This window comes from Marinospirillum alkaliphilum DSM 21637, from assembly GCF_900119735.1.
GTDB classification, from domain to species: Bacteria; Pseudomonadota; Gammaproteobacteria; order Pseudomonadales; family Halomonadaceae; genus Marinospirillum; species Marinospirillum alkaliphilum.
The window spans coordinates 370,070-394,181 of the sequence record NZ_FPJW01000002.1 but is presented as its reverse complement, the minus strand read 5'-3'; the positions used below and the strand labels follow the sequence as shown (position 1 = coordinate 394,181).

At 47.3% G+C, this 24,112-nt stretch carries 21 protein-coding genes; all 21 read left to right on the top strand.

Features of this window, described 5'->3' with window-relative positions; genetic code table 11:
* The first annotated feature begins 136 nt into the window (after positions 1-136).
* The 21 genes from aepX (at position 137) to BT114_RS04970 (ending at position 23,992) form a co-directional block, all read left to right on the top strand.
* Entirely contained in the window at positions 137-1,441 is a 1,305-nt protein-coding gene (gene aepX, locus BT114_RS05070; protein WP_072325234.1) for a phosphoenolpyruvate mutase, read from the top strand.
* A 19-nt stretch (positions 1,442-1,460) separates the two neighbouring features.
* The gene (aepY, locus tag BT114_RS05065; RefSeq protein ID WP_072325233.1) at positions 1,461-2,579 is read left to right on the top strand and encodes a phosphonopyruvate decarboxylase; all 1,119 of its coding nucleotides are present in this window, start codon (positions 1,461-1,463) and stop codon (positions 2,577-2,579) included.
* Positions 2,576-3,667: a phosphonoacetaldehyde reductase gene (locus BT114_RS05060; RefSeq protein ID WP_072325232.1), complete on the top strand. Its 1,092-nt coding sequence runs from the start codon at positions 2,576-2,578 to the stop codon at positions 3,665-3,667. The genes aepY and BT114_RS05060 overlap by 4 nt, the downstream gene beginning before the upstream one ends.
* Positions 3,664-4,617: a sulfotransferase gene (locus tag BT114_RS05055; RefSeq protein ID WP_177247046.1), complete on the top strand. Its 954-nt coding sequence runs from the start codon at positions 3,664-3,666 to the stop codon at positions 4,615-4,617. Before BT114_RS05060 ends, BT114_RS05055 begins: the two co-directional genes overlap by 4 nt.
* A gap of 23 nt (positions 4,618-4,640) precedes the next feature.
* A complete protein-coding gene (locus tag BT114_RS05050) occupies positions 4,641-5,621 on the top strand; it encodes an NAD-dependent 4,6-dehydratase LegB (RefSeq protein WP_072325230.1) in 981 nt (326 codons plus the stop codon).
* 10 nt (positions 5,622-5,631) lie between these two features.
* Positions 5,632-6,774 carry a LegC family aminotransferase gene (locus BT114_RS05045; protein WP_218163454.1) on the top strand — a complete coding sequence of 381 codons (1,143 nt, stop codon included), beginning with the start codon at positions 5,632-5,634 and terminating at the stop codon, positions 6,772-6,774.
* Positions 6,771-7,943: a UDP-N-acetylglucosamine 2-epimerase gene (gene neuC, locus BT114_RS05040; RefSeq protein WP_072325228.1), complete on the top strand. Its 1,173-nt coding sequence runs from the start codon at positions 6,771-6,773 to the stop codon at positions 7,941-7,943. The genes BT114_RS05045 and neuC overlap by 4 nt, the downstream gene beginning before the upstream one ends.
* Complete coding sequence (gene neuB / locus BT114_RS05035) at positions 7,936-9,006, top strand: N-acetylneuraminate synthase (RefSeq protein WP_072325227.1); 1,071 nt, start codon at positions 7,936-7,938, stop codon at positions 9,004-9,006. The genes neuC and neuB overlap by 8 nt, the downstream gene beginning before the upstream one ends.
* Positions 9,003-9,653, top strand: coding sequence for an acetyltransferase (locus BT114_RS05030; protein WP_072325226.1), 651 nt, complete (start codon positions 9,003-9,005; stop codon positions 9,651-9,653). Before neuB ends, BT114_RS05030 begins: the two co-directional genes overlap by 4 nt.
* Positions 9,654-9,660: 7 nt before the next feature.
* A complete protein-coding gene (locus BT114_RS05025; RefSeq protein ID WP_072325225.1) occupies positions 9,661-10,716 on the top strand; it encodes a nucleotidyltransferase family protein in 1,056 nt (351 codons plus the stop codon).
* Positions 10,709-11,428, top strand: coding sequence for an acylneuraminate cytidylyltransferase family protein (locus BT114_RS05020; RefSeq protein WP_072325224.1), 720 nt, complete (start codon positions 10,709-10,711; stop codon positions 11,426-11,428). Before BT114_RS05025 ends, BT114_RS05020 begins: the two co-directional genes overlap by 8 nt.
* Positions 11,425-11,937, top strand: a complete 513-nt coding sequence (locus BT114_RS05015) for a hypothetical protein (protein WP_072325223.1) — start codon at positions 11,425-11,427, stop codon at positions 11,935-11,937. The genes BT114_RS05020 and BT114_RS05015 overlap by 4 nt, the downstream gene beginning before the upstream one ends.
* A 9-nt stretch (positions 11,938-11,946) precedes the next feature.
* Positions 11,947-15,432, top strand: coding sequence for a hypothetical protein (locus BT114_RS05010; RefSeq protein WP_072325222.1), 3,486 nt, complete (start codon positions 11,947-11,949; stop codon positions 15,430-15,432).
* 79 nt (positions 15,433-15,511) lie between these two features.
* Positions 15,512-16,396, top strand: coding sequence for a flagellin N-terminal helical domain-containing protein (locus BT114_RS05005; protein ID WP_072325221.1), 885 nt, complete (start codon positions 15,512-15,514; stop codon positions 16,394-16,396).
* A gap of 200 nt (positions 16,397-16,596) precedes the next feature.
* Positions 16,597-17,043 carry a flagellar protein FlaG gene (locus BT114_RS05000; protein ID WP_177247045.1) on the top strand — a complete coding sequence of 149 codons (447 nt, stop codon included), beginning with the start codon at positions 16,597-16,599 and terminating at the stop codon, positions 17,041-17,043.
* A gap of 25 nt (positions 17,044-17,068) precedes the next feature.
* The gene (fliD, locus tag BT114_RS04995) at positions 17,069-19,009 is read left to right on the top strand and encodes a flagellar filament capping protein FliD (RefSeq protein WP_072325219.1); all 1,941 of its coding nucleotides are present in this window, start codon (positions 17,069-17,071) and stop codon (positions 19,007-19,009) included.
* A 76-nt stretch (positions 19,010-19,085) separates the two neighbouring features.
* A complete protein-coding gene (gene fliS, locus BT114_RS04990) occupies positions 19,086-19,514 on the top strand; it encodes a flagellar export chaperone FliS (protein WP_072325218.1) in 429 nt (142 codons plus the stop codon).
* 129 nt (positions 19,515-19,643) lie between these two features.
* Positions 19,644-20,516: a flagellin N-terminal helical domain-containing protein gene (locus BT114_RS04985; RefSeq protein WP_072325217.1), complete on the top strand. Its 873-nt coding sequence runs from the start codon at positions 19,644-19,646 to the stop codon at positions 20,514-20,516.
* A gap of 147 nt (positions 20,517-20,663) precedes the next feature.
* On the top strand, positions 20,664-21,161 hold the full coding sequence (gene fliS / locus BT114_RS04980) for a flagellar export chaperone FliS (protein WP_084661922.1): 498 nt from the start codon (positions 20,664-20,666) through the stop codon (positions 21,159-21,161).
* Complete coding sequence (gene fliT, locus BT114_RS04975) at positions 21,158-21,523, top strand: flagellar protein FliT (RefSeq protein WP_072325216.1); 366 nt, start codon at positions 21,158-21,160, stop codon at positions 21,521-21,523. The genes fliS (BT114_RS04980) and fliT overlap by 4 nt, the downstream gene beginning before the upstream one ends.
* Before the next feature lie 120 nt (positions 21,524-21,643).
* Positions 21,644-23,992 (top strand): Tex family protein, encoded by a 2,349-nt coding sequence (locus BT114_RS04970; protein WP_072325215.1) that lies wholly within the window; start codon positions 21,644-21,646, stop codon positions 23,990-23,992.
* Positions 23,993-24,112: the final 120 nt, after the last annotated feature.

Genomic DNA, 24,112 nt, shown 5'->3' with positions numbered 1-24,112 from the left:
TCTCGATTTGCACTCACACCAGCACACGCTTATAGACACCAATTTGAACTACTATCTATTAGATGATCATGAATCTCCTACCCTGTAGCCAGAAGCTTTTTAAAACTCAAAACCAATCATCAAAGCAAAATACTCAATGAAAAATAAAATGGTTTATGTCGGCATGAGTGCCGACCTGGTTCACCCTGGGCATCTGAATATTCTGAAAAAAGCCCAGGAGCTAGGTGAAGTGGTGGTTGGGCTTTTGACAGATGAAGCCATTGCCACCTACAAGCGTGTTCCCTACATGGAGTTTGAACAGCGCAAGCAAGTCATTGAAAACATCAAAGGGGTCAGCCGAGTTATCCCACAGACCACTCTGGATTATGTGCCCAATCTGGAAAGTCTGAAACCGGACTACGTGGTGCATGGCGATGACTGGAAAACCGGCGTGCAGCAAAAAACCCGTCAGCGGGTGATTGATACCCTTGCGCAGTGGGGTGGCGAGCTGGTTGAAGTCCCTTACACTCAAGGCATTTCTTCCACTCAACTGAACAAGGCGCTGAAAGAAATCGGTACCACTCCTGATGTGCGCCTCAAATCCCTGCGCCGCATGCTCAAAGTCAAGCCCTTGTTGCGCTTTCTGGATATCCACAATGCACTCAGCGGTCTGATCATTGAAAACACCAGCATTGATACTCCGCAGGGCAAACGAGAATTTGACGGCATGTGGGGCAGCAGTCTGACTGACTCTACTGCCAAGGGCAAACCGGATATTGAAGCAGTCGATGTTTCTGCTCGCATGACCACGCTGAATGAAGTGCTTGAAGTCACCACTAAGCCTATTATTTATGATGCCGATACTGGCGGTCAGCTGGAGCATTTCAAATTTACTGTTCGCACACTGGAACGCTTAGGTGTTTCTGCTGCCATCATTGAAGATAAAACCGGGCTGAAGAAAAACTCCCTGTTTGGTACCGATGTTGAACAAACTCAGGACAGCATCGAAAACTTCTGTTTGAAAATTCAGGCCGGTAAACAAGCTCAGGCCACTAATGATTTTATGATTATTGCTCGTATCGAAAGCCTGATATTGGATAAGGGCATTGATGACGCTTTCGCTCGTGCCAAAGCCTATCTGGAAGCCGGTGCCGATGGCATCATGATTCACAGCCGCAAAAAAGATCCTGCTGAAATTTTTGAATTCTGCCGTCGTTATAACACTCTGGAAAATCGTAAAACTCTGGTTGCTGTGCCTTCCAGCTACAATACAGTGACTGAAGACGAGCTGCAGGATCACGGCGTCAATATCGTCATCTATGCTAACCAGCTACTGCGCAGTGCCTACCCAGCCATGCTGAAAACAGCCCAGTCCATTCTTGAGCACAAGCGTTCTGCAGAATGTGATGCAGACATGCTGCCCATTAAAGACATCCTGGAACTGATTCCCGGCACCAAATAACACAGTGGCAGAGTAACCCATGATTGCACCTGACCAGTTTTACAATGCCATGAAGGCTTCCGGTATCCAGTTGTTTGCCGGCGTACCGGATTCCCTGCTCTCCAGCCTCTGCGCTTACATTGATGATCACAGTCAGCCGAGCGAGCACATCATCACGGCCAACGAAGGTAATGCCATTGCACTGGCTGCCGGCTACCACCTCAGCAGTGGTCGTTATGCTGCGGTGTACATGCAGAACTCCGGGCTGGGTAACACCGTGAACCCGCTTACCTCACTGACTGATCCAGAAGTCTATCGCATCCCGATGCTGCTGATCATTGGTTGGCGCGGTGAGCCCGGTGTCAAAGATGAGCCTCAACACGTCAAGCAGGGACGAGTGACCCCCGGTCAACTGGACTTACTGGAAATTCCTTACCAGATTCTGGATGCTGCATCGGATGGCTTGAAGGTGCTGAATCAAGCCATTGAAACCATGCAAATAACCGGTGCTCCGGTTGCTTTGCTGGTGCGCAAGGACACTTTCTCCAAATACAAAACCAAACGTCAGACAGGCATGCAATCCACCATGAAGCGGGAAGAAGCGCTTCGCTGCCTGCTTGCGTTCAGTGGTGAGGATCTGATTGTTTCCACTACCGGCAAAACGTCGCGTGAGGTATTTGAACTACGGGTAGAACGCAATGAACCCCAGCGTGACTTCCTGACCGTTGGTGCCATGGGGCACACCGCCTCGATTGCCCTGGGCGTTGCACTGGGCAACCCCAGCAAGCGAGTCATCTGTATTGATGGTGATGGCTCAGCCCTGATGCACCTGGGGGCTTTACCCATCCTAGGAAGTCAAAAGCCTGCCAATTTGATTCATGTACTGCTCAACAATGCTGCCCATGAGTCTGTAGGTGGTCAACCCACCATTGCTGACCAGATGGATTTTGCAGCCATCAGCAAGGCCAGCGGTTATACCGCCTATGCCAAAGCCAGCAATGAAAAAGAACTCACACATGCCTGGCAACAACTCAGCCAGCAAGCGGGCCCGGTACTGCTCGAAGTTTGCATCACGACCGGCTCACGGGATGATCTGGGCCGACCAACCAGTACACCGGAAGAAAACAAGCTGGCTTTCATGAAGGTGGCCATGTCATGAACCCAACCTGGTCACACCACAATCCCGTCAGAATTCTGGCTGGTCGTGGTTGCCTTGAGATGCTTGAACAGGAAGTGACTGATGGGCACTGGTTATTGGTCACCACTGCGGGAGCGACCCGTCGCTGTTTGACAGAAAAAATCCTGAACCTGTTACCCCAGATTAAAATCAGTGTTTGTGACGGCATCACTCCCAATCCAGAGCTGGATCATCTGGATCAATTAACGGCTGGTTATCGATCCCAACAGATTGATGGGCTGATCGCCCTTGGTGGTGGCAGTGTCATGGATGCAGCCAAGGTGCTGTCGGTGACACTCCCCAGTGAACTGGAAAAACCGCTGGCAACCAGTTTAAGAGAAGGGAAAGGTCAAGCCTGGAATATAAACCTGCCGGTCATTGCCATTCCCACCACCTCAGGTACTGGTGCAGAAGTTACCCCTTTTGCAACCGTCTGGGACCAGAGTGAACATAAAAAACACTCAGTAACCGGTGACTGTGTCTACCCCATACTGGCTGTAATGGATCCAGAGTTAACCCTGACACTGCCACATGATGAAACCCTATATACCGGCCTGGATGCCATCTCTCACGCACTGGAATCCCTCTGGAACAAGAACAAAACCCCAGTCAGTGAAGCCTGGGCATGGCAGGCACTTGAGTTGGCCAATAAAGCACTGCCGATTGCCCTGAAAGAACCTGCAAATCTTGATGCCAGAGAGAAAATGCAACAAGCAAGCCTGCTGGCAGGTTTAGCCATCAGTCAGACACGGACAGCCATTGCACACAGCATCTCCTACCCGTTAACCAGCCACTACGGCGTGCCTCACGGTCTGGCATGTAGTTTTACATTACTAACACTCATTAGAATGTGGCAAAAAGAAAAAACAGTCGATCAGAATAAAACACTTGAACAAACAAAGAAACTACTGAAAAGAATAGAAGCAAAGAAGCTAATATTTGGTTTTGCTAGCAAAAAAGAGGTCATGATGGTGGCCAATAGCGAAAACAAAGACCGAACTGTCAACACATCTTTCGCAGCAGACCAAATAAAAGTAATAGAAAAATCCATTAAATGGAGTCAACATTGAAAAAGATACTAATTACTGGATTATGGTATTCCGGATCTAGTGCAGTATGCGACTTATTACGCCAGCATGAACAAGTATGGATGATGCCAGACAATAGGTCAGCAGGACTTCCTGAGTTTCATGCATACGCACTCGGGTGGTTTGATGAAATTGCAAGCGCTGTAGAAAGTGCGCCAGAAAAAAAACTGGCCATGCTGTATAGAAATCTAATCAACACAATAAAATTAAACCCATTCCAAAATGTACAGGCAGTAAGTCAAGAGTTAAAAAAACATCTGCTTATAGCGGGGGATGAATTCATAAAAGAATCCGAGAGGATATTTCAAAGCAAAAGTAAAAATGGCCTGAGAGACTCTTTTTTGAATGTAGCAGCTGACTACATTGAAAAAATTTCCGACATCCCTTGCAAAACAGGAAAAGAAAACATAACCCATGTGATTTTTGATCAGGCAATCAAGACCTACTCAGATTTTGATGTATGGCCTAGAGTGTTCAAAGAATCAAAACTAATCATAATGGAGAGGGATATTCTAGACCAAATTGCAGACTGCCAAGAACACTCTACTTTTTTCTGGATCGTCAAAGGATATAAAGACATAAAAAAATTCATTGAAGATCAGGAAAGAGAGAGAGAACTGATGTATTCTTATGCTAGAAAAATGAACAACGTAAAGGTTATAAAATTTGAAGACCTGGTAAAGAACTACCAAAAAACAAAAAATGAAATATTTGAATTTGTTGGTATTGATGCAAAAACAATCAGCAATGAAGGCGAACACTTCGACCCCCTAAAATCATTAAAAAATATCGGAAAGTACAAGCAATACCTAAGCGATCAGGAAATTATTTATGCAAAATCTCAAATTGAAAAATGCAGGTTTTGTTATACAAGCAACGAACAACCAACAATTAGAGAAAGGCTTAGTATTCTCCGAAAAATACAAGCATAACAACCAGAAAGAAGCATAAAGCAATGACTAAAATTTTAGTTACAGGAGCCGATGGGTTTATTGGCTCCCACCTTACAGAGATCCTTGTACAGCAAGGTTACCAGGTCAGAGCCTTGTCCCAATACAACTCCTTCAACTCCTGGGGCTGGCTTGACAATATTGACTGCTTGGATCAAGTAGAAGTATTGAGTGGTGATATTCGTGACCCTCATTACTGCAAACATATCACCAAAGATGTGGATGTGATTTTCCACTTGGCAGCCTTGATCGCTATTCCCTATTCTTATCAAGCACCGGACAGCTATGTTGATACCAATATCAAAGGCACACTAAATATTTGCCAGGCAGCTTTGGAAAATGGAGTAAAGCGTGTCATCCATACTTCAACCAGCGAGGTTTATGGCACAGCTCAATACGTACCCATTGACGAAAATCATCCACTACAACCGCAATCCCCGTACAGCGCTTCAAAAATCGCTGCCGATGCTATGGCGATGAGTTTTTACAATGCATTCAATTTGCCTCTGACAATTGCAAGGCCTTTTAATACCTATGGCCCTCGTCAATCTGCCCGAGCGGTCATTCCTACTATTATCACTCAAATTGCAGCAGGTGAGAAAAGCATTCAACTCGGTGATATCTCCCCCACACGTGACTTCAACTATGTTGAGGACACCTGTCGTGGTTTTTTATCCTTGGCTGAATGTGACGCAGCCATCGGTCAAACAGTGAACATTGCATCTAACTATGAAATTTCAGTCGGAGATACTCTCAACCTCATTCGTGAGCTGATGCACAGCGATGTTGAGTTCATTACCGATGAACAACGGATCAGACCTGAGAAATCTGAAGTTTTCCGACTATGGGGCTGCAACAAAAAACTCCACGCTTTAACTGGATACCAACCACAAACCAAAATTAAGGATGGTTTAAAGAAAACAATAGACTGGTTTACTCAGCCTGAAAACCTGCGCCACTACAAAACTGGTTTATACAATGTCTAAAAGTGCAGACATGCTTATTGACTTTATTCGTGACTACTACAAAACATCGGAGGTCATACCCCTGCACGCTCCTGTTTTTTCCGGGCACGAAAAAGATTACGTGGTGGATACCCTGGAGTCTACTTTTGTGTCCAGTGTAGGAGCCTATGTGGATCGGTTCGAGCAAGATGTCGCCAGCTACACAGGCTCACCCAAGGCAGTTGCAGCCGTGAATGGTACAGCAGCTTTACACATAGCCTTAAAGCTTGCAGGAGTTGCGTCTGGTGATCTGGTGATTACCCAGCCGCTCACTTTTGTAGCGACCTGTAATGCCATTGCCTACTGTGGTGCTGAGCCAGTATTTGTGGATGTGGATCGTGATACTTTGGGATTATCACCACAAGCCTTGGAGCAATGGTTGTCAGAAAATGCCTTTGTCGATGCTGAAGGTTTGTGCAGAACCCGCCTTGATCACAAAGTGATTCGTGCCTGTGTGCCTATGCATACCTTTGGTCACCCTGCTGAGCTGGATAGTTTAATAAGAGTGACTCGTGAGTGGAGCCTGGCTCTGGTCGAGGACGCTGCAGAGTCCCTGGGTAGTTTCTACAAAGGCCAACATACCGGAACTTTTGGTGAAATTGGTGCACTCAGCTTTAACGGCAACAAGATCATCACAACCGGTGGTGGCGGTATGATTCTGGCGGATGAGCCAACTGCTGCAAGAGCCAAGCACCTTACCACCACAGCCAAAAAGCCGCACAGCTATGAGTACATTCACGATGAACTGGGTTACAACTACCGAATGCCGAATCTGAACGCGGCATTGGGATGTGCTCAGCTGGAGCAGTTAGAAAAGCTCATAACTATCAAACGAGAACTCGCAAGCAACTATCAAAGCCTCTTTCAAAATTCATCCATGCAGTTTATAACCGAACCAGCTGATTGCCGTTCCAACTACTGGTTGAACGGGGTGATTTGTGAGAACAAAAATCAGCGGGACGAACTGTTAAACCATACAAACTGCAAGGGAGTGATGACCCGCCCAATCTGGGCTCTGATGAGTCACCTGCCAATGTACCAAAATTGTCGACGCGGCGATCTCACCAATGCAGAGTGGCTTGAGGAGCGGGTTGTGAATTTGCCGAGCAGCGTAAAGTCAGGAGATTCAGTTTGAAAAAGATTGCTGTATTCACTGGAACACGTGCTGAATATGGCTTGCTCTATTGGCTGATGAAAGGAATTCAAGCTGATCCTGATCTGGAGTTACAGCTTATCGTCAGTGGAATGCACCTATCTCCTGAGTTTGGCTATACAGTTAATGAAATTGAGAAAGAGTTCCACATCAACGAAAGGGTTGAGATGCTCCTCTCGTCATCAAGTGTGGAGGGTATTGCCAAGTCTGTTGGTCTTGGTGTCATCGGCTTTGCAGGTTCTCTCGAACGGCTAAAGCCCGACTGCGTGGTGATTCTCGGTGATCGATTTGAGGCATTGGCAATTGCACAAACAGCCATGATCCTGCAAATACCTATAGCTCACCTGCATGGCGGAGAAATCACGGAAGGTGCGATTGATGACTCAATCCGCCACGCCATTACTAAAATGGCACACTACCACTTTGTCAGCAATGAAGAGCATCGCTCACGTGTCCTGCAGCTTGGCGAAAACCCAAAATACGTGATCAATAGTGGTGCACTTGGTGTGGAAAATATTTATCGTACAAAAATTCTTAGCCGCACAGAACTTAGCGAAAGCCTTAACTTTGATCTTGGCGTTTCCTTTTTCTTGATTACCTACCATCCGGTTACTTCCGGCGAGAAACTCGAAGACCCAGAGCAAACTTTTCTTGAGTTGCTGGACGTCCTGAAAAATTTTCCTCAGCATAAACTGCTATTTACTTTCCCAAATGCAGATCATGGTGGGCACTGCATTGTTAAGCATATCAAGCGATATATTCAACAATATCCACAACAAGCTGCTGCAGTTAACTCCCTCGGTACGCAGCGTTACCTTTCTGCAGCCTGCCATGCTGATGCGGTAATAGGAAATTCTTCAAGTGGGCTGATTGAGGTGCCCAGTCTGAAGACGCCCACTGTCAACATAGGTATCCGACAGAGGGGGCGTGCCGCTGGATCGTCTGTTATTCATTGCCAGGCGAGCGCACAGTCCATTCGAAATGCAATAGCCAAGTCACTGTCTTCAAAATTTCAAGAGCAGGTAAAGATTGCTACCAACCCTTATGGTCAGGGCGACACCTGCAACCAAATACTGAACTTTCTTCGAGATTTACCCGAATATAAACCAAAACAATTTTTTAATTTCAATCAGAATCCGGAAAATGAATAATTCCACCTTGATCATTGCTGAAGCTGGCGTAAACCATAATGGTGAACGCGACCTTGCTTTTCAGTTAGTTTCTGCTGCTGCTGATTCCGGCGCTGATGCTGTCAAGTTTCAGACCTTTAACGCAGAACGCCTGGCTGCAGCAACAGCACCTAAAGCTCAGTACCAAAAAGAAAATACTGAGACATCTGAATCTCAGCTTGCGATGCTCAAAAAGCTCGAACTGCAAGAAAGCTGGCATAAGGACTTGCAGGATTATGCTGAGCAGAAAGGGATCACCTTTATTTCCACTGCTTTTGATCTGCAAAGCCTCGAATTTTTGCAGACGTTGGATTTACCTTTTTACAAGATTCCTTCTGGCGAAATTACCAATGCGCGTTTGCTTTGGGCTTTTGCGGCAACAGGCAAGCCCTGCATTCTATCTACAGGCATGGCAACCCTGAGTGAGGTTGAACAGGCGCTGGCAATTCTGGCACACGGCTACTCTTTTGATCGGGAGCCCAGGAGCCTGAATGAAACCTGGGAATTCTGGAGCCAGCCGCAAGCCTATGAAGCAATTAAAGATCAGGTGACGTTGCTGCACTGCACATCCTGCTATCCGACTCCGCTTGATCAAGTCAACCTGAAAGCCATGGATACGCTGAGAGCCACTTTCGCGCTGCCAGTCGGCTACTCTGACCATACACAAGGGTTATTGGTGCCTGTTGCAGCAGCAGCACGCGGTGCCACAATTATCGAAAAGCACTTTACATTGGATCGTCACCTGCCTGGCCCTGATCACAAAGCCTCTCTAGAACCACATGAGCTAAAGGAGCTTGTTCAGCAAGTGCGTGCGGTTGAACAAATTCTTGGTTCTGGTCGAAAAATTCCGCTGCCTGCCGAGCGGGATACGCGCCAGGTAGCGCGGCAAAGCCTGTTGGTTGCTCACGCGGTTCAACAGGGTGAAACGCTGGATAAAACAACACTCACCACAGCCAGAACCGGGCAAGGCATCAGTGCCATACATTACTGGGATTATCTTGGTACACCTGCCAGCAAAGACTATCAGCCCGGCGAAGCACTATGAGTTTGCCAGTCATTTTGGTGGGTGCAGGCGGACACGCCAAAGTGGTTTTAAACCTGCTGCAGTTATTTAAGCATCAGGTGTCAGGAGTCATTGACCCGCAGCTTAAGCAAAAAGGCATTACAGAATGGCGAGGGTTACCAGTGCTGGGGGAAGATGCTGATGTTTACCAGTATCCACCCAATACTGTCTTGCTGGCGAATGGTGTAGGTAGTCTGCCGGGAAAAAACCTTCGTCAAACCCTGTTTGAGCAGTTCAAGGAAGCAGGTTACTCCTTTATAACCCTGGTACACCCTTCAGCCATCATTGCAGATGGTGTTGAGCTGGCTGAAGGTGTACAGATCATGGCAGGCTGTATTCTGCAACCCGATGTAAAAATTGATGAAAACACACTGATCAATACGGGTGCCCAGCTTGATCATGATTGCAAGGTGGGCAAACATTGCCATCTCGCACCGGGGGTGATGTTATGTGGTGATGTCCACCTTGAAGATAGGTGCCACCTGGGGCCGGGAAGTTGTGTTGTTCAAGGGCGACATCTGGAGCAAGGTGCTATCCTTGGTGCAGGCTCCACACTATTGACAGATCTACCCGCCGGCCACAAATATCTGGCTGCAAAACCTCAGCAAGCCACCAAGTATTCACAATGAAAAAATCATGAAAAACTGGCAAGACACCCTTGTTCAACCCACGGCATCACTCGAAGTAGCTATTGAGAAGCTGGATTTATCCGCTCAGCAGATTCTTCTCGTAACCGACGAAGACAAAAAGCTCTTAGGCACAGTCACAGATGGGGATGTACGCAGAGCGCTGCTCAAACGACTGGATTTAACCACGCCCATTGTTCAAATAATGAACAGGCAGCCTAAGATGGCTACTGCTGACTGGAGTAAAGCGCGTTTACTGTCCTTTATGGAACAGCAGCAACTGTTGCAGCTGCCAGTTGTAGATGCTGATCAACGCGTAACAGGGCTGGAAACCCTTCATGGACTACTTCAAAAACCCCGGCAGGATAACCCCGTGTTTCTAATGGCCGGTGGTTTTGGTAAACGCTTGCATCCTTTGACTAAAACCTGCCCGAAACCCCTGCTTAAAGTCGGTGACAAACCGATTCTTGAGCTGATTCTGGAGAGCTTTGTTAGCTCTGGTTTTCATCGTTTTTACATCTCTACCCACTATATGCCGGAAAAAATCCGGGAGCATTTTGGTGATGGTAGCCGGTGGGGTGTCACAATCACTTACATCCACGAAGAAGTCCCTCTGGGAACAGCCGGTGCGCTAGGTTTACTGCCACACCATGAAATCACACTGCCACTGATCATGATGAACGGTGATTTGCTTACAACACAGAACTACCTGGCATTACTCGCCTTCCATGAAGAGCTGGGCGGCAGCGCAACAGTTTGTGTCAGAGAATATGAGTATCAGATCCCATATGGAGTGATCGAGTCTCAAGAAAATCGAGCGACAGGCATCAGGGAAAAACCTGTACAGACCTTTAATGTGAATGCAGGAATTTATCTTTTATCACCAGAGCTGGTCAAAAGCGTGCCACCGGACACCCACCTGGATATGCCTGATCTTTTACAACAGGAAATACAAGCCGACCGTGGTGTTAACATCTATTCGCTGAAAGATTACTGGTTGGATATTGGTCGCATGGACGACTTCAATCAAGCACAAACCGATGTCAGCGAGTTGTTTAATGGCTGACTTCACATTGAAAACACTGGCTATTGTTCCTGCAAGAGCTGGCAGCAAGCGATTACCTGGCAAGAACCTTCTGCCACTCCAGGGTAAGCCCTTGGTTCAGTGGACATTAGACGCTGCATTAGCCTCTGAAAAAATTGATCGTGTCCTGGTCACCAGTGATGACCCAAACCTGCTGAAGCTAGCGGATCAATTGGGGTGTATGACACTGTTACGGCCAACAGAACTGGCTACTGATACTGCCAGCACCTACTCCGTGCTACAACATGCACTGGAGCATCTGGATGACCAGCACGTTTACCCAGAGCAAACACTGTTACTCCAACCAACTTCACCACTAAGAAGCACTGAAGATATAAACAAAGGACTGGCATTAATGGAAGAAAAAAATGCCAACAGCATCATCAGTGTTTGCCCAGTTGATCATCCAGTTCAGTGGTGCAATACACTGGATGAAGAATGCAAGATGGATAACTTCATCAAGAAAGAAACTCTTGGGCTGCGAAGCCAGGATATGCCAGTCCATTACCGTTTAAACGGTGCATTTTATCTGGCTAAAACGCCATTATTAATGCAGCATAAAGGATTTTTTATGCCTGAAAGCTATGCCCTGATCATGAATCAGGAAAATTCAGTGGACATAGACACTGAACTGGATTTTTTATTTTGCCAGACACTGCTGAAACAAAAACAAATCAAAAAGGAAACAGCATGACAATTCCCAACTATGCTTCGGATGAATTTGCACAAATGGTTGGCAACAAAACATTTTGTGGACCCAATGCATGGAAGCGGCTGATGACTTGGCTTGAAGTAGATGAGTCGTTCAAATTATTCATGAAAGACTGGCTTGAATATATTGCACCAACATATCACTCAGAAATAAAGGATAAAAACCTACCAAATATCAGCGGACTTTTAGAGGAGCACTTTGAAAACCTCTATCCCGCCTTTTTTATTCTAAGATTAGTTCAAATAGCTGACATTAATCGCCAAAAGTGGATCTTTACATCTTTAAGTGAAAAACAACAACAAATTCTATATGAATGGATACACGACAGCGAGCTTGATGCCGAAAAAGGAAGAATAACTGATCACTGGCTGGATGGGATCAATCCTGAATTAGTTTCATACAATGGGACCCCCATTTTCTCATCCGTGAAATCAGAAATTTTTACAGCACTATCGATCATTAGCAACCAAACAAAAAAACGCTTGCGCTAAGGTTAAACAATGAAGAATCCAGCCATTATATCAACACTGCTTGACCGACAAGCCATTCTATTGGATGCAGTTTTTAATGAGCAACCAATGGATATTATAACACCAAAATTATTTTATCAAACCGCAATTTCAATAACCAGGAAACACAAGACAAAATCCCACATCATTGAAGAAAAATCCCTGACATCAAAAGAAATAAAGGAACTGGCGAAACACTATAACAATAACATCGAAATAAAATCCGATGAAATAGACAAGATTATCGGCATAGAAAAAAACAAAGCAGTAACAAAAACAATTTTAGAAGCAGCAAAAAAAAGAACAGAAAAAATAATAGCAATTTATAGCGGATTAGACAAGCTAAATGAAGAGCTAGATATTAAAGCGCTTATAGTAAATCAAGAATATATGATTCACGAAGCCACTCTGCTAAGTTGGGCAAAATCCAGAAACATACCATGCCTACATTCTTGCCACAGTCCTTATATAGCCAGAAATCTCGGAAGAATTCGTCACTTCGAGAGTGATCACCTAACACTGACATCAAGTCGCTGCAATGAAACCTTGGATGATCTCAACACAGGTTCTGGACATCGTCATGTTACCGGAATGGTAAATTGGGATACTTATAGGGATATTGACCTACAAAGCCTAAACCAACTTAGGAATGATCTTGAAATTCCCAGTGATGCACTTGTTATAACATTTTTCACCACTTACTCAGTCACTGAAAATGCTACCTCAGACCCACAAGTTCACTCAAAAACGTTGGACAGCTTCTTAAGTGCAGCTGCTGAAATCAAGAAAAAAGCTGTAAGACCATTATTTTTCATAATAAAAGACCGCCCTTCTGGTACGCATTTTACTGAAGAAGAGGTTTTGCATAAAGCAAGAAAACTTGGAATAACCGATGGATTTTCATACGTCTTTGACAGACCAGAAAAAGTAGTCCTTATATCTGATATTACCATTTCTCCAGGATCAAGCATTGCTGTTGAGAGTATGGCAATGGGTAAGGCGACCATCGAGCTAGTGACAAGGCAGGTTTTTCTTGGTCAGCTATGTTTTTCTGCTGATGACGGGGTAATCCAGTGTGATGAAAGAACACTTAAAAGCACCCTTGAAAGACTTATAGTCGATAACAATTACCGTGACCAAATGGCTGACAAGGCTTTTGAAAATGAATATTATGTCTCTGCAACGCAATCACTCGAAGCAACTCAAAAAACGGCTTCTTTAATTCTTGATATCTGTGGATTTAAAGATTCTTCAGATAGAGTTATTCACAACCAAAACTTTTATGATCAAATAAGTTCTACCGGCTCAGATCAGCGCTTCCAACAAGTTGACACATTCCAAATTTGGAGTAACAGAACAAGGCCAGACGAATTCTCTGGGCAGTTGATGGGTGAACGCTACAATCAATGGAGAGCACACCCTCGCTTCCACCTTGTTATCATCACGGATAAAAGTTTATTTGATGCTTTAGCCAACACGCTGGATAGCTTTGAGATGCAAATTTATCCACATTATGGAATCAGCATTATCAGCCCTGACGATTGTCCTGATGATATCTTGTCTGCTGATAACATTCAGTGGATAAAACATGCACAACCATTTGAAGCGATCAACACAGTTATTGACGATGTGGATGCTGAATGGGTAATGATACTTTGGCCGGGTGATGAATTGCACCCACAAGCACTCTTCAACATTGCTGACTACTCGAACATCAATACTGATTGGCTTGCCATTTATGGCGATGAAGCACTCATAATACCTACCATGGAAGATCTGGATGATGATCAAACACGCCTTGGAACCAGCATTAGAACCGATCCAATTTTTAAACCAGACTTCAACATTGATCTACTGAGATCTACCGACTACATAAATCGGGCAACTGCTTTTCGGAAGGACGCCTGGACAGCAATGGGGGGCTTAAGTCCCTATGCCTACCGGCAGTCCGAAGATTTGATATTCCGCATAGCAGAACGCATGACCTTGCCTGCAATTGGTCATATTCCAAATATTCTCGTCCAGCGCTCTAGCTTCACTGACAACATGGTTTCCAGTGAGTCATACGAGGCCTTGGGTGCACTTATAAGAAAAAATCACCTTGAACGCTGCGGTTTTACTGATGCAGAAGTACTGCCTGGATTGCATCCTCAAATTTATAATATTAAATACAATCAGGTTTGCGCTGACCCTGTTATAGACATACTGCTGGCAAACTTTGGATTATCTGACCAGCTAAGTTCTTGCTTAAGTTCTTTGCTTGAACAAGAAAACTCAAAAAACCTAACAATATATATAACTTCAACCTTTGAAGTTAGTGATGCACAAGACTGGTTAATATCTCACGAAATTTACTCTGAGAAAATAAAGTGGGTCAAGGTGCCCTTATCTGACCAGACATCAATCATCAAACAATGGTCAAAAATGATTGATGCTTCGCAATCTGAATTCTTTATTTTGGCTATCGACCGTTTGCGCTGGGTGCAAAAAAACTGGCACCTACCACTGATTGATCAACTGCAGCGATCTGATATTGCAATGGTTGCACCAAGACTTGTATCAAGCAATGCTGCAATAATCAGTGCCGGTCAAATTCTTGGCAAAAATGGCCTTATTGGTGACCTTTACAGTAATTTTTTTCTTGAGCAGGAAATCCCGGGGTTACCTAGAGCCTGGTGCGAGCAGAATTTCAATGCACTACACGCGGCATGCATTGCAGTTAAACGTAGTATCTACCAGCAGCTGGGTGGCTTCGATCCACTTTTCGAAGGTCTACTTGCAATGAATGACCTGCAACTTAAAGCCTGTACCTCTGGTCACAAACTGCTGTGGACTCCGTTATGCAGCGTTGTTTTAACTCAAAGCCTTGCACCAGCAAAGAAAGACGATAGACGTAGCTTTATGAGTCGTTGGTTTGCCCTTTTGGCCCAGGATCCAGCGTTTAATAATAATCTTGAGCTTCGTGGATCAGGTGTAAACCCAGATATTATTCTGTCTGGAAAATGGCATTCAGCATATCATCTAAGAACCCGAGTACTCTTTTGTTATCTCGATGTTAGCAATTCACAGGTTCAGTCCTCTGCGCACCTGATCAAGGCATTACAGCAGGAAAGCAAAAAAGAATCCATTCAACATCAGGAACATCACTTTTACGCAAATGCAACTGCAACTGCAATTACATCAACCGAACTTTCAAGGCTTTCACCTGATATTTGTATTTATTTGGGTGATGTAGTGCGTCATTCCGAGCTGATCGAAGAAATTTCATCCTACACAACCATCCAGCAATGGGTCATCCTCACTAGCCTTGATGATTTTGAAAAGTGGCAAGTGGTACAAAATTACATCACCGGCTGGCTTGTCACATCCACTGACACCTTGGCTGAATTACCAGAGCTTACCAGCTTCCATCTACTGTCCAACCCTGATGAGGCAGCAGTCTACTTTCAGATGCTATCTACTACTGAAAATTTCTGAAAAAACCTGCTAAAGCTTTTTTCTTCCTTGTCGATAAAGAAATTGTCCCCGGACATAACTCTTAGTTAAGGAGCTCACCATGGCACTAGTAATCAACACCAACGTATCCGCATTGAACGGTGCGCGCAATCTGGCTAACACTCAGGCTCAGCAAGCCCAAACCTTTCAGCGCCTTTCAACTGGTCTGCGTGTAAACTCTGCAAAAGATGATGCCGCAGGTCTGTACTTGGCTCAGTCCCAAACCAAAGATATTCGCGGCCTTGCGATGGCAACTCGTAATGCCGGCGATGGCATTTCAATGGCCCAGACTGCCGAAGGCGCTCTGGACCAGATCACTGCAAACTTGCAGCGTATCAACGAGCTGGCAATCCAGTCTGCTAACGGAACCTACAATTCAGCTGCACGTGAAGGTCTGCAAAAAGAAGTAAACCAGCTGACTCAAGAAATTGCACGAATTATTGAGACTACAGAATTTAATGGTCAAAAACTTTTAAATTCTTCAGCTATCGCAATTACCATGCAGGTTGGCAACCAGAATGGCTCTGCCTATCGCGTTGACGCTGGCCTCTCTGGCGGTCTGGCAGCGGCTCTCTCTGGTGGCTCCATTTCCGGTGCCGCATCTGCCCTGAATGCCATTGTTGATGGCGGACTCTTGGGCACTGCAGTCATTGATATCCGCACCCAGTCAGCTGCACAGCAGGCAATTGCCAATACTCGTGCAGCAATTGATGGTGTATCAGCTGAGCGTGCAACTTTTGGTGCGGTAATGAACCGCTTTGAAGCTGTAATTTCTGGCAACCAGATCTACTCTGAAAACCTGCAGGCTGCTCGCAGCCGTATTCAGGATGCCGACTTTGCAGTTGAAACTTCCAACCTGGCTAAACAGCAGGTTCTGCAGCAGGCTGGTGTTGCTGCACTGGGTCAGGCTAACGCCTCTTCTCAGGTTGTACTGGGTCTACTGTAAGTTTTACTTGCAGAAACCCTCAAAACGCCGGGCAATCGCCCGGCGTTTTTATTTAAAGTCTTGTCTACCGCTAAAGTTGCTGTTCTTTCTGCCGATAGCTATCCTAAGAAATAATGTTATTGAACTCTCAGAGGTAATCCTTTATGGCCTCGGAATTTTCATCCTTGTCTTCTGTATCCACTGCCTTGGAGCGTTCCCCTGTGTCCACTGCGACCAATGGAGCACAGAAAAACAGTCAGTCAGCCATCACTGCGAGACCAGTAGATAACGCTGACAAGACATTGACCGCTGATAACAATCTTGTTGCAGCACAGAACAGTGTTTCATCACAGTTTAAGCTGGGTCATGCTCTTGAAGCGCCACCTGCTGACTCGCACAATGAGCAAGATGAGAGTGAACCAGACCAGTTAGTGACTCTGACAGCCAATGAAGTCAAAGCCATGCTGGACGAAATTAACAGTGCGCTTTACTCCTATAATCGTGCACTAAAATTTGAACTGCATGAAAAGACTGATGATTTGGTCGTACGTGTTTTGAACACCAAAACGGATGAAATCATTCGCCAGTACCCTTCAGAAGAGGTTTTAGCGCGTAAAGCACGACTTCTTGAAGGTGACACACACTTTTTCTCTACTCAGGTTTCCTGAGACGACGGCATAAGAGGACTGAAACATGTCTGGTATCAGCTTTATGGGTGTAGGCTCCGGCCTTCCTGTTAATGACATTATCAGAGCCACACTGGCAGCTGAAGCAACACCTTTGAAGAGGCTGGAAAACGACAAGAATTTTTTCCGCTCTCAGATCAGTGCCATTGGCCAACTGACCAGTCGCCTCAGCTCACTCCGCACTGCCATGCTGGACCTGCGTGGACTTGATAAATTCAGTATCCTCTCATCAAAGGCAGCTAACGAAAAATTATTCACTGCCACAGCAGACCACCTTGCTGGTGCCACTGCAGGGAATTACAACATTCAGGTGTTGGCAGAGGCTCGTAGTTATCGCGAAGTGATGGCGCCCGTTAGCACAACGGAGTTCTTAAGCGGTGAAGTAACCATTGCGGGAAAAACGATCACAATTGGTGATGGTTGGACGCTGGATCGGCTGCGCCAGGAAATCAACGCCGACAACGATTTAAAAGACAAGGTCTCAGCAAATCTGGTTAATGTAGGCAATGGTGAAGCACGCTTGGTACTCAATGCCAGACAAATGGGTGAGGAAGGGCGTTTTATCAGCGACTTCAGTGATCTATCCATTAGATCTGGCACACGCCTTTCAGCTTCGTCTGCATTCAACAATACTGTAACTGACGGTGATGGCAAAATCACCGAGCAGACTCGGTCCAGTGGTTATATTCCCACAGGCGCACAGTTTGACGTGGGTACAATTTCCCTTAAGGGTACAGCCGATGATGGCACCGCGTTTGATCTGTCTTTCACTGCCAGTGGAAAATCCCTCGCTGACCTTGCAGCAGAAATTAGCGCATCAGATCATGGCTTTACTGCCACGGTTGTAGCTGATCCTGAAGATGCAACAAAAGAGCGCCTGGAGATCACTCGTGTAGATCCTGATGCTGATAGTTCTGCATTTACGTTTAGTTTTAATAATGTCATTGATTACTCTGATACAGAAGCACCTATAACAAAAGATACCACCCTTTCTTCTCCTGATATCGTGGCTTTACAACAAGCAGTTGATGATGCTCAAGCAGCGCTGACATCACCAGATCCAACACCTGCCGAAATTGCAGCACTTGAGGCTGCGCAACTGGCACTTGAAAATGCCAACCTGGATGCCCGTATCAAGATTGATGGCATTGAGGCATCCAGCTCAACCAATACTTTCAGTAATGTAATCTCTGGTGTAACCATCAACATCACTCAGGGTGCGATGAATGAAGCCATTAAAACCAGCACACTGGAAGTAAAGCGTGATGACAAGGCCATCAAAGACAACATCGACAAGTTTGTGAAGGCGTACAACGATGTCATTATCCATTTGAATGAAGCAAAAAAAGGTTCACTGTATGGTGACAGCACCGTGCGGAGTGTTGAAAGTGAACTAAGAAATATTCTTTACACTCCAACACCCAGCTCCCTCGACCCTTCAGACCCTGATTTTGCTCAGGATACCCAGAAAAACTTCTTGGCGATTATCGGTATTGAGGTTTTCAGCCCTAGAACTTTCGATCCAGAAAACCCTGACTCTCAACGCGGTACGCTACGTGTTAACCAATCCCGGTTGACTGAAATGCTGACCAATGACTTTGATCGTGTAGCACATATCATTGGTGCATCCAGCTTTATTGATGATAACCAACCAGATGGGTATGCAGCTCGTTTTGCAGACTTGGCGCAGCGACTCACCAGTACCACAGTGCAAGATGGCCAGCTCAGAAAAGGGTTGCTGGAAATACGGCGAGAGGGCTTGAACAACGAAGTCAAGCGAGTTGACGCACGCATTGATTCAACAAATATGCGGCTGGAACTTCTTGAGGAACGTTTGGTTCGCCAGTTCAGTGCTATTGAAGGGCTGATTTCCGGTATGAACTCAACGGGCATGTGGATTGGCCAACAGCTTTCAAGCCTACCGGGTTACACACGACCATCCAAATAACCTTATTTTTAATTGAAAAAAGGTATCCTTATTGGGGTACCTTTTTCATTTTATGCAGTCTCATGGGAGCTTAAAAATGACTTATAAAAAACAATTACGCGGTGTGGCTCAGTACGTCAAAGGCACCAGCCGTGAGGCGGAGGTCGCACAGGCCAGCCCCTATCGGCTGATCCAGATACTCATGGAAGCTTTGCTAGGTCGTTTAGCTGCCACCAAGGGTGCCATTGAGACTGGCGATGGTCTCAGTAAAACCCAGTCATCCACCCGCGCTCAGGCAATCATTACCGAACTGCGCACCTCACTGGATTTTGAAAAGGGCAAGGAGGTCGCCATTACCCTGAACAGCCTGTATGACTACATGGGCCGCCGCTTGGTACAGGCCACTGCGGCCAATGATGCCTCGATGGTTCAGGAAGTCATCAACCTGATGAAGCCAGTGAAAGAAGGCTGGGATGCAATTAAGGCCGAAGCTGAGAAGGTGCTGGAGGAACGGCGCTCGGAATAAAGCTGGCATAGAGCTTGCTTTATCTTGCTTAAGCACGCTGGTTCTCCAGTCAAAGTGTCAAAACGGCAATAAATTGCCGAACTAACAGGCAAGTTTTTGCCACAGACGTTACCTGAAAAGGAGTCAGACATGGGTTTAGTACTTAATACCAACATTGCGGCGATGAATGCTACGCGCAATCTGGCCACCACCCAGAGCCAGCAAGCAACAACCTTCCAGCGTTTGTCCACAGGCCTTCGCGTCAACTCAGCTAAGGATGACGCTGCCGGTCTTTACCTGGCTCAATCACAGACCAAGGATATCCGTGGCCTTAATATGGCTACACGCAATGCCAGTGATGGCATTTCTATGGCCCAGACTGCTGAAGGTGCATTGGATCAAATCGGAAACAACCTCCAAAGAATCAATGAGCTGGCTATACAGTCAGCTAACGGCACCTATAACTCTGCAGCACGCGGCGGTATCCAGAAAGAAGTGGATCAGCTGACCATGGAGATTGCGCGGATCATTGAAACCACTGAGTTCAATGGCATGCCACTACTCAACTCTGGCGCCAAAGACCTAATCCTGCAGATAGGTTTTACTAACCAATCAGCATCGCGCATCAATGCAGGAATTATGTCTGGTGGTCTGTACGAACTGAGTGGTGCAGGCTCAACTGGCATTAAGTCTATTATCAGCGCTGGTTTCATGACTGGCGGTGCCATTGATATTTCCACGCAAACTGCGGCACAGCAGGCAATAACACTAACCCGGGATGCAATTGACAAGATTTCAGAAATGCGTGCAACCTTCGGTGCGGTGATGAACCGCTTTGAAGCCGTCATTTCTGGCAATAATATCTACGCAGAAAACCTGACCGCAGCGCGTAGCCGTATTCAGGATGCTGACTTTGCAGTTGAAACATCCAACCTTGCCAAACAGCAAGTATTGCAGCAGGCCGGTATTGCCTCTTTATCGCAGGCCAACCAGTCCAGCCAGGTTATTCTTGGACTGCTTTAATCCTGTATACCTTGCTCGATACAAAAGATGGCGCGGAATTCCGCGCCACTTTTTTTTCCGGGCTGCTTACCCTAAACTTACAGCCAACTGATTTAATTCCTGCCCTCATGCATCAGACATCAACAAGCTGAAAATCGGAGAGAAAAAATGGTTCGTCGCATGACGCCCTATCAGATGAAAAAGTCGGCTGCCGCCTGGGCCTCCCAGGTGAACAACAATCGTCATCTGGAAACCGAGGTTCAGGAAGCAGATGCACACAAGCTGACGCTGATGCTTTATACCGCCATCATTGCTCACATGAATGATGGTATCCGTGCCATTGAGCGCAAGGACGACCTTTCCAAGAACAAATGGCTCAGCAAGGCGCAGGCTGGCATCAACGAACTGCGTGTCACCCTGCGCCATGACATCGATGCTGAGTTTTCTGCCAATCTGGACAACCTCTATGAATACTGTGGCCGCCAACTGGGCAAAGCAAAGGCTGCGAGCGATACATCATTGGTTGTTGAAGTGATCAACCTGCTAACGCCTATCAAGGAAGCCTGGGAAGAAGCCGCCCCCGAGGCTCGTAAATTTCGTGAAGACCTGGCTCAGTTCCAGAAAGAACAGGCCGCCAAGGCCCAGCAGGAAGCGCCCAAGCCATGAGCAGCAAACCCATCGACCAGCTCAGCCGCCAGGATGCGCTGGAGCAGGCACTGAAGGCTTCTCGCCTGCTGCTGGAAGAAATCAGTAAGATGGCCGATGCGGATGCTGAAAATGCTGATAAAACAGAAAAGCTGGCAAGTATTCGTGAGCAGCTGGTCAGGCAAGTCTTCAGTCAACCCTGGACCGAGTCGGAAGTCGCACAGCAACTGGCCAGTCTGCAGGAGCTGGATGAGTTGAATGAGAAGCTGCAGCAAGCATCCAGTGAAATGCGTGACACCCTGCACAAACTCCGCGCTGACAATCAGCATAACCGCAAAGCAGTCAATGCTTATGGCAAGGCCAAAAGCCAGTTTTCCCGCTGACCTGCATCTTTCTCAACACCAGAAAACTGTTCATCCATCCAGCTTTTTGTTATAGTCCAGTCCGTTTTCACCCGCTATCCGGGTCTTGTTTTCATCTGAATATTTCTGAAAAGGATTCTCATGCTGCCTTCCATTGCCCGGCGTCTTGCTGATGAACTGAATGTCCGTGAAATTCAGGTGGCTGCCACCATTGAGTTGCTGGATGAAGGGGCCACGGTGCCATTCATTTCCCGTTACCGTAAGGAAGTCACCGGTGGTCTGGATGATACTCAGTTGCGTCATCTGGATGAACGCCTGCGTTACCTGCGTGAACTGGAGGAGCGTCGCACTGCGGTACTGGCCTCTGTGGAAGAACAGGGCAAACTCACAGATGAGCTGAAAGCCCAGTTGCTGCAGGCAGATACCAAGCAGCGACTGGAAGACCTTTATCTGCCTTACAAACCCAAACGCCGTACCAAGGCTCAGATTGCCCGGGAAGCAGGCATTGAACCGCTGGCTGATGCCCTGCTGCAGAATCCCCAATTGCAGCCGGAAAGTGAAGCAACCGCTTACATCAATGCTGAAGCTGGTTTTGCCGATGAAAAAGCCGTGCTGGATGGTGCCCGCCAGATCCTGATGGAGCGTTTTTCTGAAGATGCCGAGCTGTCCGGCCGTCTGCGCGATTCACTGTGGAGTGATGGCCTGCTGAGCAGCCGGGTGATGCTCGGTCAGGAAGAAACCGGTGCCAAGTTCCGTGATTATTTTGAGCATGATGAACCCCTGAAATCCACACCGTCACATCGTGCGCTGGCCATGTTTCGGGGCCGTAATGAAGGCTTCCTGACGCTGACCATTCGCCTGCCCGGTGAAGAGGAGATGAAATCCCATCCGGCCGAAGCCGTGATTGCTGAGCAGTTTGGCATCCGGGATGCCGGGCGTGCAGCAGACCGCTGGCTGGCCGATACGGTACGCTGGACCTGGAAGGTGAAGCTCTACACTCGCCTTGAAACCGAGCTGCTGACTCGCCTGCGTGAAATGGCAGAAGAGGCAGCCATTCAGGTGTTTGCTCATAACCTGAAGGACCTGTTACTGGCAGCACCGGCTGGAGCACGGTCAACACTGGGGCTGGATCCCGGCATCCGCACCGGTTGCAAGGTTGCTGTGGTGGATGCCACCGGCAAGGTGGTGGACCATGCCACCATCTACCCCCATGCTCCCCAGCATCGCTGGGATGAATCGCTGGCGGTACTGGCTGCACTGTGCCAGAAACACCGAGTGGAGTTGATTGCCATCGGTAACGGCACCGCCAGCCGGGAAACCGACAAGCTGGCCGGTGAACTGATCAAGAAGTTCAGCACCGCACCCAACACCCTGAAAATCAGCAAGGTGATGGTCAACGAAGCCGGCGCTTCGGTTTATTCTGCGTCTGAATTTGCTGCACGTGAATTCCCGGACCTGGATGTCACCATTCGCGGTGCTGTCTCCATTGCCCGTCGCTTGCAGGATCCGCTGGCTGAGCTAGTGAAAATCGAACCCAAATCCATTGGTGTTGGTCAGTACCAGCATGACGTTTCCCAGATGCAACTGGCCCGCTCACTGGATGCCGTGATTGAGGATTGTGTCAATGGTGTGGGGGTGAATCTGAACACGGCGTCAGCCCCTCTGCTGGCCCGTACCTCCGGCCTGAACACCACCCTGGCAGAAAACATTGTTGCCTGGCGTGATGAACACGGTGCCTTCATCGAGCGCAAACAGCTGCTGGATGTCAAACGCCTGGGGCCCAAGGCTTATGAACAATGCGCCGGTTTTCTGCGCATTAACGACGGCAAGAACCCACTGGATGCCTCAGCCGTTCACCCCGAAGCCTATCCGCTGGTAGAGCGTATTGCTCAGGCCCATCAACGTGATGTCGCCAGCCTGATTGGTGACAGCAGCTTCCTGAAAAGCCTGAAACCGGCTGATTTCACGGATGAACGTTTTGGTGTGCCGACCATCACCGATATTCTGAAGGAACTGGACAAACCCGGACGCGACCCCCGCCCTGAATTCAAGGCCGCAGAGTTCCTGGAAGGCGTGGAAGACATCAAAGACCTGAAACCCGGCATGATACTGGAAGGGGTGGTTACCAACGTAGCCAACTTCGGTGCCTTTGTGGACATCGGCGTGCACCAGGATGGCCTGGTACACATCTCTGCACTGTCCGACACCTTCGTCAAGGATCCACGCGACGTGGTGAAGGCTGGCGACATCGTCAAGGTCAAGGTACTGGAAGTGGATCTGGAGCGCCGCCGCATTGCTCTGACCTGCAGAATGAGTGACCAACCTGGTGAAAGTGCCAGCGGGCGCAGCAATCAGGCTGGCAGCAAAACAGCAGCAGGCGGCGGCCAGGCACGTTCAACCCAACGGCATAACCAGCAGCAGACTGCCATCAAAGGCAACACCTTGGGTGATCTGCTGATGGCCGCCCAGAAGAAAAAACAAAAAGCCTGACACACCATCAAGCCCATTGAACTGGGCCTATCTTTCGGCAAGGGATTGCCGGCAGCTTCCCTGCGTTGATGCTTTTTTACACCAGTAAAAGCTGGGCATAAAAAAAGCACCTCGAGGGTG